General features: G+C 64.8%; 8 protein-coding genes and 1 pseudogene. 3 read left to right on the forward strand and 6 right to left on the reverse strand.

Translation table 11 applies throughout. The features are described from left to right. Nucleotides 1–8: 8 nt before the first annotated feature. The 3 genes from RBR29_RS03300 to RBR29_RS03310 are packed head-to-tail and all read right to left on the reverse strand — an operon-like array spanning nucleotide 9 to nucleotide 4,832. The gene (locus RBR29_RS03300; RefSeq protein ID WP_320347214.1) at nucleotides 9–2,822 is read right to left on the reverse strand and encodes an ATP-binding protein; all 2,814 of its coding nucleotides are present in this window, start codon (nucleotides 2,820–2,822) and stop codon (nucleotides 9–11) included. Then, on the reverse strand, nucleotides 2,822–3,523 hold the full coding sequence (locus RBR29_RS03305) for a hypothetical protein (RefSeq protein WP_320347216.1): 702 nt from the start codon (nucleotides 3,521–3,523) through the stop codon (nucleotides 2,822–2,824). Before RBR29_RS03305 ends, RBR29_RS03300 begins: the two co-directional genes overlap by 1 nt. Then, nucleotides 3,516–4,832, reverse strand: a complete 1,317-nt coding sequence (locus RBR29_RS03310; protein WP_320347218.1) for a hypothetical protein — start codon at nucleotides 4,830–4,832, stop codon at nucleotides 3,516–3,518. The genes RBR29_RS03305 and RBR29_RS03310 overlap by 8 nt, the downstream gene beginning before the upstream one ends. A 117-nt stretch (nucleotides 4,833–4,949) precedes the next feature. On the opposite strand from RBR29_RS03310, the gene asnB reads away from it, so the two are divergent. Continuing rightward, a complete protein-coding gene (gene asnB / locus RBR29_RS03315; RefSeq protein ID WP_320347226.1) occupies nucleotides 4,950–6,923 on the forward strand; it encodes an asparagine synthase (glutamine-hydrolyzing) in 1,974 nt (657 codons plus the stop codon). Nucleotides 6,924–6,973: 50 nt separating this feature from the next. Beyond that, on the forward strand, nucleotides 6,974–7,762 hold the full coding sequence (locus RBR29_RS03320; protein ID WP_320347220.1) for a hypothetical protein: 789 nt from the start codon (nucleotides 6,974–6,976) through the stop codon (nucleotides 7,760–7,762). Nucleotides 7,763–7,844: 82 nt separating this feature from the next. On the opposite strand, the gene RBR29_RS03325 is transcribed toward RBR29_RS03320, so the two are convergent. From RBR29_RS03325 to RBR29_RS03335, 3 genes are read right to left on the reverse strand one after another with little or no spacing between them, the layout of a single operon-like run. Next, nucleotides 7,845–9,473, reverse strand: coding sequence for an MFS transporter (locus tag RBR29_RS03325; RefSeq protein WP_320347228.1), 1,629 nt, complete (start codon nucleotides 9,471–9,473; stop codon nucleotides 7,845–7,847). Between the two features lie 50 nt (nucleotides 9,474–9,523). Further along, complete coding sequence (locus RBR29_RS03330) at nucleotides 9,524–10,975, reverse strand: sensor histidine kinase N-terminal domain-containing protein (protein WP_320347222.1); 1,452 nt, start codon at nucleotides 10,973–10,975, stop codon at nucleotides 9,524–9,526. A gap of 16 nt (nucleotides 10,976–10,991) precedes the next feature. Continuing rightward, a complete protein-coding gene (locus RBR29_RS03335; protein ID WP_320347224.1) occupies nucleotides 10,992–11,693 on the reverse strand; it encodes a response regulator transcription factor in 702 nt (233 codons plus the stop codon). A gap of 274 nt (nucleotides 11,694–11,967) precedes the next feature. Between RBR29_RS03335 and recA the strand changes: the two are divergent. Beyond that, nucleotides 11,968–12,145 (forward strand): annotated as a pseudogene (gene recA / locus RBR29_RS03340) (recombinase RecA); the annotation flags it as partial.

Here is a 12,145-nt window from a genome sequence, read left to right on the forward strand (position 1 = left end):
TGCGCCGCTCAGATCGTGGCTTCCGCCCGTCGCTGCAGGACACCGATGGGCGGCGCCCAGCGCGCGTCACGCGGTTTCTTGGAGGTGATCAGGGTGATGTCGGCGGGTTCGAACACCTCGACATTGTGCGTGATCGGCGTGGTCAGCACGTACTGGGCACGGGTGGACTTCAGGAAATGGCCGACCAACTGGATGTTGCGCACGTCCAGGTGTGCGAAGGGCTCGTCGATGAACACGAAGCCGCCGGACATGTCGTCGTCCTTGAGCAGGCCGACCAGCAGGATCAGGGACTTGATCACCTGCTGGCCGCCCGAGGCCTCGCCATCATTCAGTCCGATGCGGCCCTTGCCGTCAAAATTGAAGCTGACCTTCAGTTCGGCCTGACGCAGTACGGTGTCGTCGTTGTCCAGGTGCGGCAGTTCGGCGACGACCTCGACACCGGCCAGGGCGCCCAGATCGGTGATGTTCTTGCGGTAGCGGCGCACTGTGGCGCGCAGTACGTCGATGTAGCGTTCGCGGGCATTGGACACGGCTGTGGCTGCTGCCGCATTCCGTGCCTTGCATGTTTCCAGGCGGGCCGTCTGGTCGCCGACCGTGGCCTGCATCAGGAATTGCTTTTCCTCGACGGTTTCGTCGGTTTCCCAGTGGCCTTCTGCCAGTTCGCGCTCAAGGTTGTCGGCACGCAGTTTTGCCTGTGTCGCATTCTGGTAGCGTTGCAGCAGCGCCTGCCGTTTTTCGCGGGTGATCCAGTGCGCAGGAAAACGCTGTTTCAGCACGCGGGACGCGGCAATCCGGTCGCCCAGTTCTGTGCGGGTCTCACGCCATCTGCGTTCGGCCTGCTCGGCTTCGCGGGCGCTTTCGGTGAGGCGTTTTTGCAGCCCCTGATAGCGGTTGTCCGCATCCTTGTAGTCGATGATGGCCTGTTTGTGCGCTTCTTCCAGGGCCTGCCAGCGTTCTCCGGCCTCGGTGCGGGCCTGCTTCAGGGCCGGCCACTGCTGGCGTGCGCGTTCGAAGACCTCGCTGCGCTGGATCAGGGTTTCGGCGGCACGATGCCCTTCGCCCGCTTTTCGGGCGGCATCCAGCTGGCGACGCAAGCCCTGTTCTTGCTGCGCCAGATCCGCCAATTGCCGGTCCAGCTGCGCCAGTTGCCGATCCAGCGCCTCGGTGCGCGCAGTCAGGGCGGCGACACCGAACTGGTGTTCGGATGGGTCGATCCAGACGCTGCGACCGCCGCGGCGGTCGCGCCAGTAGGCTTGGGGCGTGATCCATTCACCGCCCGCCCGGGCGCCAGCCTGGGTGTCGGCCACCCGGCGGATCTGGGCCAGTTGCTGCAGCAGCCAGCCTGGCGCGGTATCGGCAAAGCGCAGGACTGCCAGCAGGCTGTCGGGAGGCGGACTGGATGGGGCCTGCTCGGCATCCCCCACCAGGTAGTGGCGATAGCGTTCTTGTTCTGCCAGGGCCATGGCGCGGCCCTCGTCGCCGGGGTCATCCAGCACCACCACCCAGCGCGCGGCCCGCAACACGCCTTCGGCAGCGTTGCGCCAGGCGTCGTCCGTGATTTCAATCACATCGGCCATCAGGTGGTGGCCGATGCCCTGCTGGCGCAGGGTGCGCTGAAAGCGCTGGACTTCGGGCGGTGGGGGCGCCTGGCGCTGGCCTCTGAGATCATCCAGCGCGGCACGGACTTGTGCGCGGCGGGTGCTGGCGTCATGCCAGCGGCGATCCAGATCCGATTTTTGTGCTTCCAGATCGCGCACACGTTCGGCCAATTGGGCTGCGTCGCCTTCGATGGCAGCCAGGCCCTGCAGTTCGTCGGCCTGCCGGACCAGTTCTTCCACCGGCTTTTCGGCCTCGCGGGCCTGTTGCAGCGCGGATTGCGCGTCTGCTTTTTGATGTTCGACGGTCTGGACATGGTCCTGGGCGGCCTGGCGGGCTGCCAGCCATTGCAGCAGTTTGGCCTGGTCTTCGGTCCGCAGGCGTCGCTGCGTCGCCTGGTGCTGGCGCTGGCGGCGCAAATCGTGCAGGCGGGTGGCGGCATCGTGCCGGTCTTCGTGCCATTCCAGCACCGGCACGACTTCGGTGGCCAGTTCCTCGCGTTCGCGCAGCCGCATCTGGTATTGGCGGAATTGTGTGACGCGGGCTTCGAGTTCAGCCAGCTGCGCGCGGCCATGCGCCAGTTCGCGTTCGGCGGTTTCGACTTCGGCTTCCTGTTCGAGCAGGTGGCGGCGGGCTTCTTCGTAGCGATCCAGGACTTCCTGGTCGCCGAACACGTCAAAGACCAGGCGCAGCAGTTCTTTGGGGGAATATTCGCACAGCCGGTCGGTCTGGCCCTGTTCCAGCGCCAGCACGCGGGCGATGGCGCGCGACAGCCCGGCGCCTTCCAGGCGTTTGCGCCAGTGTTCGATGCCGAGCCAATCCTTGTCGGGTGTCTGGATCAGGGTTTCGATGGGCACGTCGCCGTCGGTCATCAGGTAGCGGCGCTGCCAGTCGCCGCCGTTGCGGTCGATGCGGCAGGCCAGGGTCACCTGGTCGGCGTACAGCAGGTTGCGCGCGAATGGCCGGCTGGATGTCTGACGACCCTGTGGCCGATTGTCCACGACGGCGCGCAGCCAGGTCATGTCGGCGTTGGCGTGGCGTGCGTAGGTCTTGTAGTTGCGCCCGCCCGAGCAGTCCAGGCCCAGCAGGGTGCGCATGGCATCGAGCAGCGTCGTCTTGCCCGAGCCGTTGGGCCCGGCCACGGTGATGATGGCGCCGTCCAGCGGCAACGTCAGGCGCTGGCAGTAGTCCCATTGCAGCAGTTCCAGGGATTGCAGGTGAAACATCAGTGCTCGCCCTCCGTGTGCGGGTCGGTGCCGGTTGTGGACGCATCGCTTTCCGCCTGCTGGCGCGCGCGCGCCAGCACGTCGCTGAGCGCGCCTTCCAGGATGCGCGGCGCCAGCGCATCATAGTCCAGCAACAGATCCAGCAGCGGTCCTTCGCTGATGTCATCGCCCTTGCGCAGGATGAACCCCTGGGCCTCCAGGCGTTTCAGATTGCCGTCCATGCGGGTCTTGCGCCCCAGCTGGGGGCCGAAGTCGGCCAGCAGCGCCTTGTACGACACCACGGGGCTGACGCTGGCCGCGCTGGGGATCGGGCGTTCGGCGGTAAACATTTCTGCCTGGCCGTCGGTTTCTGCGGTGGCGGCGCGGGCGGCCTGGCGTTCGCGCTTGGGCAGCACGATCAGCGACCACAGCAGCACCAGCAGCGAGACTGCGTCGCGCGGCAGGCGGACATTATTGTTGGCATTCAGGCCAGTTTCGCCGAAGACCGTGGTTTCGGCGCCGCGCAGCAGGGCGACACAGACGTGATCGGCGTGAATGTTGTCGATCAGGCGCAGGCCCGACAAGGCCAGGCGATCCTGCACCGTCTGCCACAGATCGGCGTCGATCAGTGCCTGGCGCACGCGGGGATGCCGCCGGGGCAGCCAGCGGCTGGCCAGCAGTTCTGCGATCAGCAGGGCGGCGTCATCAAGGGTTTCATGCATGAGAGTCGTCCGGGAAATCGGGTTCCAGGGTGCCGGCGCTGACGAAGGCAACATAGGGGTCCTGTGTCGCCAGCAGTTCCGGCTGCAGCGTGGCATGCCAGGGGGAACGCGCCAGATCGCCCGTCAGTCCTTGCAAGGCGCGCGCCTGTTCGTCGCCCAGCAGCGGCAGCAATTGCATCCGATAGGCCGACTGGGCGTAGCGGCCGCCCAGCACGGCATCCGTGATGGGATGGCTGCAAGGCCGCGTGCCGGGCGGCGCGGATGCAGTCCATTGCGCCAACTGCCCGATCAGGGTTTCCAGTTCTTCGGGCATGCGCAGGGCTTCCAGCGTGCCGGATTCGGCCCGCGCGGCGGGGGGCAGGCCCTGGACGCGATGCGGGTCGGGGCGGTCGCGGTCGAATTCCGCTTCGGCGACATCGACCAGTTCGTGACCGCTGATGAACACCGGGTGGGGGCTGGACGACAGGGCGTCACCCAGCAATTCGTACAGTTCGCCGCGTGTCTGCAGCCATTGGCGGACGTCGGAACTGGTGATGCCGGTGCTGCCCAGCGTGATGCGTCGGCGGTCGGCCTGCTGCAGTGCGCGGGTGAACTGGCTGGCCATCGACAGCAGGCGCGCCTGTCCGCGCCCCAGGGCGCGTGCCTCGCGTTCCAGGCGAGGGTCGTCATGGTCGCCGCGAATCAGCGCCGTCAGGGCCTCGCCGGCCCGTTCGACCAGTTGCAGGGCGCGTTCGAAGCGTGGCTGGGCCTCGCGCAGGCGGGCTTCCGATCCGCTGGCGATCACGTCTGCGAATTCGTCGTGGCGCCGTGCCAACTGGGCGTGCAGATGCTGGATCTGTCCCGCGTCGGACAGGCCCAGCGCCTGGGCACCGGCCACCTGGGCAAGCAGGGCCGCCATTTCATCGTCTTCGCTGGCACTGCGCGCCAAGGGTGCCAGCAGGCTTTGAAGCTGCTGGGCGAGTGCGGACAGATGGTAATCCTGATCAGTGGCGTCCCAGACCAGCAAGTCCAGATCGCGCAGCCGTTTGAGCGTTGCGTCCAGTGCTTCGGGCCTGAGGCTGAAGAACAGTTGGTTCAGGTCTTCTCGTTGCAGGCGGCCCTGGGGCTGCGCAGCCAGTTCCAGGAATACCCACAGGCGCAACCGCGCTGTCGCTTGCCCACCCGACAGCAGGCCGCGCAGGGCATCCAGAATGTCCAGGCGTTGCCCCAGCAGCCAGGCAAGCGGCGCCTCGGCCGCCAGCGCGGGGTCGCGAAAGTGGCTTTCGAATGAACTGGAGTCGGATTCTTCCGGGAGGGACTGTGCATCCATGGCGAAACCCGGCGCGATCGTTCGCCAGGGCAGGGTGGGCAAGGGGTGAAGACCGTAAAATGTACCATGCGTGCCGGACTGACCGGTGGCCAAACGATGATCGAAGGGAAAAGCGCAATGTGCGGTCTGGTGGGGTTTCTGGAAAGCGGCCATGGACACGACGCACGCGGGGCTGCGGCCATGCTCGAACGCATGGCTGGCACCATCGTGGCGCGCGGGCCGGACGATACCGGCGTCTGGACCGATGGGGCCGGTGTCGGGCTGGCCCATCGGCGCCTGTCCATCCTGGATCTGTCGGCGGCGGGCCACCAACCCATGGCCGGCCCTTCGGGGCGGCACGTGATCGTCTTCAACGGCGAAATCTACAACCATCTGGACCTGCGCCGGGAACTGGAGCAATCCGGCTTGGCGCCCGGCTGGCGCGGCCATTCGGATACCGAGACCCTGCTGGCGGGGTTCGCGGCCTGGGGCATCCGCGCCACGGTGGAACGCTGCATCGGCATGTTCGCCTTTGCCGTCTGGGATGTTCAGGCGCGTGTCCTGACCCTGGGGCGGGACCGCCTGGGCGAAAAGCCGCTGTATTACGGCTGGCAGGGCGCCGGGAACGATGCCTGCTTCCTGTTCGGCTCCGAGCTCAAGGCGTTGCGGGCGCATCCGCGCTGCGCGGCGGAAGTCGATCGCGATGCCTTGTGTCTGCTGATGCGGCACAACTATATTCCGGCGCCGCATTCCATCTATCGAGGCATTTTCAAGTTGCCGGCAGGCTGCCTGCTGACCGTGTCGCTCGACCGGCGCGAGCCGCAGGTGGAAACCTATTGGTCGCTGGCGGACGTTGCCGTGTCCGGCAACCGCGCACCGTTTTCCGGGTCGGACCGGGATGCCATCGATGCACTGGAGGACGTGCTGAAATCCGCCGTGCGCCAGCAGATGCTGGCCGACGTGCCGCTGGGGGCCTTTCTGTCGGGGGGGATCGACTCGTCCACGGTGGTGGCGCTGATGCAGGCCCAGTCCTCGCGCCCGGTCAGGACCTTTGCCATCGGCTTTCACGAGCCGGGCTACAACGAGGCTGAACACGCCCTGGCGGTCGCCCGGCACCTGGGCACCGATCACACGGAACTGTATGTCACCGCAGATCAGGCGCGAGACGTCATCCCCCGTTTGCCGGACCTGTATTGCGAACCCTTTGCCGATGCCTCGCAGATCCCGACTTTCCTGGTGTCGCAGCTGGCGCGTCGCCACGTCACGGTTTCGCTGTCGGGCGATGCGGGTGATGAGTTGTTTGCCGGCTATGGCCGCTATGCGCGCAACAGCCGGCACTGGGGGCGGATATCACACCTGCCGCGCGGCCTGCGGCGACTGCTGGCAGGCGGCATCCGTGTGCTGCCGTCCGGGGCCTGGGATGCTGTGCTTGGACCGCTGCGGTCCGTGTTGCCTGGTTCGCTGCGCACCGCGCCTGGCGACAAACTGCATCAGAGCGCCCGCAAGCTGTCTGCCGAGCGCATCGACGATCTGTACCTGCAGTCGATCTCGCGCTGGGAACCGGCTGGTCTGGTGGTGGACGGGCGCGAACCCGCGACCTGCCTGCATGGCAGGCCGTTGCCGCTGAATGGCCTGGATGACGTACAGCGCCTGATGGCGCTGGATGCCATCACCTATCTGCCCGACGACATCCTGGTCAAGGTCGATCGCGCTGCCATGGGCGTGTCCCTGGAAAGTCGCGTGCCGTTCCTGGATCACCGGGTGGTGGAATTTGCCTGGCGGATTCCGCAATCCATGAAACTGCGCGATGGCACATCCAAATGGATTCTGCGGCAGGTGCTGTACCGGCATGTGCCGCGTGCCTTGATCGAACGGCCCAAGAAAGGCTTCAGTGTGCCGATCGGGGATTGGCTGCGGGGCCCGTTGCGCGACTGGGCGGAAAGCCTGCTGGACGAATCGCGTCTGCGGCACGAGGGGTATTTTGATCCGGCGCCGATCCGGCGCGTCTGGGCGGAGCACCTGTCGGGGCGCCGCAATGCGCAATACCCGCTTTGGGGCGTGCTGATGTTCCAGGCGTGGCTGGAGAATAAGGCCAGAGTGGGGGAGTATTAGAATTCTGGTTATGGCTCTTTGAGTTCGTGTGAAATTGAAATGAGGAAGACATGAAGCTTGGTCGCCAACAGATCTATGAACAGGCCATGCAAGTGCTTGAGGCAAACCCGCAGGGGATACGATGGGCTGATCTGGTCAGAGAGGTTGAAAAGGAGGCGCCCGGCACGCCGCGCAACAGTATTCGTGGTGCTGTTCATGCTTTTCTGAAGAAGGAGACCCTCAAAGTGATGAAGGTCGCTCGTGGAACGTATCGGCTCGTCAAATTTGTCGATGCAGATGATGCTCAGGCCAGTGCCGAGGAACATAAGGTGGATATAGCCCTGTTTCAGGCCGGTTTGCCGTCATCAGAAACTCTGACCGAACAGGATTTCTACCAAAGCTTCGCGGATTGGCTGGAAGAAAACGATGATGCTACAGTGGCGGCACCTCTTGGCGGCAGTGTTCTGGGGGGGAAGTGGGGAACTCCTGATGTACTTGGAATCTTGAAACCCCGAGCACAGGACATCTTCAAGTTCGAGCCGCAGATCGTTTCAGCAGAAATCAAAGCAGTGCCTAACCAGCCTGTGGTGGCTTTTGGACAGGCTGTTGCCTATCGCCTTTTTTCACATCGAAGCTATATCGTGGTTCCGGACTCGACGGGCAGTGATGATATGAGCCGTCTGAAGTCGTTGTGCAGCATTCATGGCGTTGGCCTGGTGACTTTCGTATTGGATAAGAATCAGCCGGATTACACGGTTATCGTGCTTCCGGTGAATGCCTCGCCAGATATGTTTTACGTGAACAGCATGCTGGAACGGCTTAAATCGTCCGAGCCTGAATTGTTGAATAAACTGTTCTGACATCCGCCGGCTGACTCTCCCTGCATTTCTCTTACGTCTCGGATAAATCGGGACCGGGCGCTTGGCAGCTCTTTAAATCTGACTAGGGCGCATCCAGGTCATTGTGCCGGGTTTCCTTGACGAACAGCAGGCCCACGACCAGCGTCATCGCGCACACCGCGATCGGATACCACAGGCCGTCGTAGATATTGCCGGTGGTGGCTACCGTGGCGAAGGCCACCGGGGGCAGGAAGCCGCCGAACCAGCCGTTGCCGATGTGATAGGGCACGCTCATGGAGGTATAGCGGATGCGCGTGGGGAACATCTCCACCAGCATGGCGGCGATCGGCCCGTAGACCATGGTGACCTGCAGCACCAGGAAAAACAGCAGCAGCAGCACCATGGTGAAATTGATCTGGGATGGATCGGCGTAGGCGGGATAGCCATGGCTGCGTACAGCCTGGCGCAGGGTGTCCTGCAGCGCGGCGTTGCGGCGTGCGAATTCGGCGCGTGGCAGCGCGGTGCCATCGAATGCGTCGATGCGCTGGTCGCCCACCAGGGCGTAGGCCGTGGCGCCTTCCGGGGCGGGCTGGTTGATGTAGTGCACCGAATGGCTGGCCATGAACGTCTTGAGCAGGTCGCAGGCGCTGGTAAAGGACGCGATGCCCACCGGATTGAATTGCAATGAGCAATCCTTTGGATTGGCGACGATGTATACCGGGGCCTGCTTCTGGGCGCGTTCCAGGGCAGGGTTGGCGTAATGGGTCAGGCCCTTGAAGACGGGGAAATAGCTCAGGGCGGCAATCAGGCAGCCTGCCATGATGATGGGTTTGCGTCCGATCCGGTCTGACAGAGCGCCGAATATCAGAAAGAACGGACAGGCCAGCAGCAGGGCCAGGGCCACCAGGATATTGGCGATGTTGGCTTCTACGCCCAGGGTTTCGGTCAGAAAATACAAAGCGTAGAACTGGCCGGTATACCAGACCACGGCCTGGCCGGCGGTCAGGCCGATCAGGGCCAGCAGGATCAGGCGCAGGTTGCGCCAGCGCCCGAAGGCTTCTTTGATGGGCGCGCGCGAGACCAGGCCTTCGCTTTTCATGCGGGTGAAGGCGGGTGATTCGTGCAGGCGCAGCCGGATCCAGACCGAAATCACCAGCAGCAGCACGGAAATCAGGAACGGCACCCGCCAGCCCCAGGCGTCGAAGGCTTCCTGCCCCAGCGTGGCCCGAGTGCCTAGGACCACGACCAGCGACAGGAACATGCCGGTGCTGGCCGTGGTCTGGATCCAGCTGGTGAAGAAACCGCGTCGGCCTTGGGGCGCGTGTTCGGCCACGTAGACGGCCGCGCCGCCGTATTCTCCGCCCAGGGCCAGCCCCTGCAGCAGGCGCAGCAGCAGCAGGATCGTGGGGGCGGCCGTGCCGATCGAGGCCGACGAAGGCAGCACGCCGACCAGAAAGGTGGACATGCCCATGATCAGGATCGAGATCACAAAGGCGTACTTGCGCCCGACCATGTCGCCCAGCCGGCCGAACACCAGCGCACCAAAGGGCCGCACGGCGAAACCGGCTGCGAAGGTCAGCAGGGCAAAAATGAAGCCCGCCGTGGAATTCAGGCCGGAAAAAAAGTGCTGGGCGATCACGGCCGCCAGGGAACCGTAGACATAGAAGTCATACCATTCGAAGACGGTGCCCATCGAGGACGCCAGGATGACGCGGCGTTCTTCGTGGGTCATGGGGCGATGGGCATCGTCCAGCGCGTCGTGCGGCATGGGGCGGGCTCGGATCATGTGCGGGTCCTGGGCATGTCGTCGCGGGGAAAGGAAACGCGCAGCCGGGTGCCGGCACTGACCGGATCGTGGCGGTTGCCAGGCGGCAGGAAGGCGATGGTGGCGTGGTGATGTTCGGCGACCTCGCGCACGATCGCCAGGCCCAGGCCGCTGCCTTCGGCGCCATGGCCCAGAATCCGGTAGAAGCGGTCGAAGACCCGGGATTGCTCTTCGGGCGGGATGCCGGGGCCGGAGTCCTGGACTTCCAGGCAGACCCGGTCGCCTTCGGGCAGGGCGCGCACCGTGACTTTGCCGCCCCGGGGTGTGTAGAGCAGGGCGTTGTCGATCAAGTTGTTCAGCAGTTCGCGAATCATCACCGCATTGCCGAAGATCGGCAGGGGTGTGCCGGGCGATTCGAATCCCAGGTCGATGTGGCGCTGCAGGGCGGTCTCGACCCATTCCAGGGTGCAGGCCTCGGCCAGGGACTGCAGATCCAGCCGTTCGGTGTGCCGTGTCTGGGTGGGGTCGATGGATTCTGCCCGCGCCAGCAGCAGCAATTGGTTCACCAGCCGGGTGGCGCGCTGGGATCCGGCGATCAGTTGCTGCAGGCTGGCGCGCATGCGTGCGGGTTCCTGTTCGCGCAGGGCCAGTTCGCACTGGGTACGGATACCGGCCAGTGGGGTTTTCAGCTGATGGGCCGCGTTGGCGACGAATCGACGTTGAGATTCGATGGAATCCGACAGGCGCAGCAGCACACTGTTCATCGCGGCAATCAGCGGCACGATTTCCGCTGGCGCCAGGTCATCGCGGATGGGGGACAGGTCGCTGGGTTTGCGCCGCTGCATCAGTTCCTGCAGCAGGCTCAGGGGTTCCAGACCCTGGGTCAGGCCCAGCCCGGCCAGCATGGCGGCCAGGGGCAGGATGATGAGCTGGGGCGTCAGCATGCCGGTCAGGATTTCCTGCTGCAACGTGGCGCGCGCCTCGGCGGACTCGGCCACCACGGTCAGGAAGCCGGTGCCGTCGCGGTCGCGTCCACCCCAGACGTAGGCCAGGCGGATGGATTGGTGATCCCGGGATGCGTTGCGAAAGCGGATCTGGTCGATGTCGTAGTCCCAGTTTTCCGGGGTGGGAATGGCGGGGTCGCCCGCCAGCAGGTGGCCGTTGGCATCCAGGATCTGCCAGCTGGTGGCGGCTTCGTCCGTGCCTCCGGCCAGCACCGTACGGGCCGATTCCGACAAGGTCACGCCCTGGGCCAGGCGCTGCTGCTCGACTTCGTGGCGCAGCAGGCGCAGATGACTCGACAGCGTCCGGTCGTAGGGCGAATTGGCGATGTTCAGGGAAATGAAGTAGGTGATGACGATGCCGATCGACCACAGGACGAACAGCGGGACAATCATCCACAGCAGAATGCGGCCCAGCAGGGTCGCATGTCGGCGGCGGGGGCTGCGCGATACCGGGGCTGCGAACATGGCGGGAGATGCGCCGTCAGCCGATGGCGGTTGCGTCCGCCGGTATGGCGCGGCTGTCGGGTTCCAGGCAGTACCCCAGGCCGCGCACAGTCAGGATGTGGACACCGGCCGGCTCGATTTTTTTGCGCAGCCGGTGGATGTAGACTTCGATGGCGTTGGTGGTGACTTCTTCGCCCCATTCGCACAGCAGATCCACCAGTTGATGCTTGCTGATCATGCGGCCGCTGCGCGACAGGAAGATTTCCAGCAGGCTGGTCTCGCGGGCAGACAGTTCGACGACCGCGTCGTCGATGGTGGCCACGCGCCCGTTCAGGTCAAAGGAAAGCCGCCCGTGACGCAGGATGGACGCACGCGTGCCGCCGTGGCGGCGGATCAGGGCGCGCACCCGGGCCTCCAGTTCGCTGAGGGCGAAGGGCTTGGACATGTAGTCGTCGGCGCCCAGGTCCAGGCCTTCTACGCGCTGTTCGACGGAGTCGGCCGCCGTCAGGATCAGGACGGGCAGCGGGGCGCCGCGCTGGCGCAGTTTGCGCAGCACGGACAGGCCGTCCAGGCGCGGCAGGCCCAGGTCCAGGATCAGCAGGTCGAAGGCCTGGAGCTGTATGGCCGAATCGGCGCTGGAGCCGTCGTTGACGACATCCACGGCATAGCCTTCGTAGCGCAGCGATCGGGATAGCCCGTCCGCGAGAATGCTGTCGTCCTCGGCAATCAGGATACGCATGGCGGGAATGACATCCAGGGAAGGCGGGCGCTGTCGGCCCGGGTCGGGCTCATTGTGACATGCCCAGTGCTGGGGGGTCATTTAGGGTAAACGATGGGCGGTGTGCGGGCGGGCACTGGCCTGCATCGGTGCTTGGACTGTGAGCAGATTGGCACATCTGTATTTCCATACAGTATAATTTAATGCCATAATTTCCAGAACCCCGCCGCAAGCGGGCACGGCCGCTCTCTGGCTGCAGCCCCGGCGGCTTGTCAATCACGATAGGAATTCGCTCATGGATGATCGCTCCGGCAAGGCCAACCCCGAACGTGCCAAGGCGCTGGCCGCCGCGCTGTCTCAGATCGAAAAGCAGTTCGGCAAGGGCTCCATCATGCGCTACGGCGACAATCAGGTCGAACACGACATCCAGGTCGTGTCCACCGGCTCGCTGGGGCTGGATATCGCCCTGGGCG

This window comes from Castellaniella sp. (genome assembly GCF_034007085.1).
Lineage (GTDB): Bacteria > Pseudomonadota > Gammaproteobacteria > Burkholderiales > Burkholderiaceae_B > Castellaniella.

What these genes read in the sequence shown, in the direction of transcription:
- RBR29_RS03330 (WP_320347222.1), bottom strand. Translation starts at nt 10,975, where the DNA reads ATGTTCGCAGCCCCGGTATCGCGCAGCCCCCGCCGCCGACATGCGACC.
- RBR29_RS03300 (WP_320347214.1), bottom strand. Translation starts at nt 2,822, where the DNA reads ATGTTTCACCTGCAATCCCTGGAACTGCTGCAATGGGACTACTGCCAG.
- RBR29_RS03305 (WP_320347216.1), bottom strand. Translation starts at nt 3,523, where the DNA reads ATGCATGAAACCCTTGATGACGCCGCCCTGCTGATCGCAGAACTGCTG.
- RBR29_RS03320 (WP_320347220.1), top strand. Translation starts at nt 6,974, where the DNA reads ATGAAGCTTGGTCGCCAACAGATCTATGAACAGGCCATGCAAGTGCTT.
- RBR29_RS03310 (WP_320347218.1), bottom strand. Translation starts at nt 4,832, where the DNA reads ATGGATGCACAGTCCCTCCCGGAAGAATCCGACTCCAGTTCATTCGAA.
- asnB (WP_320347226.1), top strand. Translation starts at nt 4,950, where the DNA reads ATGTGCGGTCTGGTGGGGTTTCTGGAAAGCGGCCATGGACACGACGCA.
- RBR29_RS03335 (WP_320347224.1), bottom strand. Translation starts at nt 11,693, where the DNA reads ATGCGTATCCTGATTGCCGAGGACGACAGCATTCTCGCGGACGGGCTA.
- RBR29_RS03325 (WP_320347228.1), bottom strand. Translation starts at nt 9,473, where the DNA reads ATGACCCACGAAGAACGCCGCGTCATCCTGGCGTCCTCGATGGGCACC.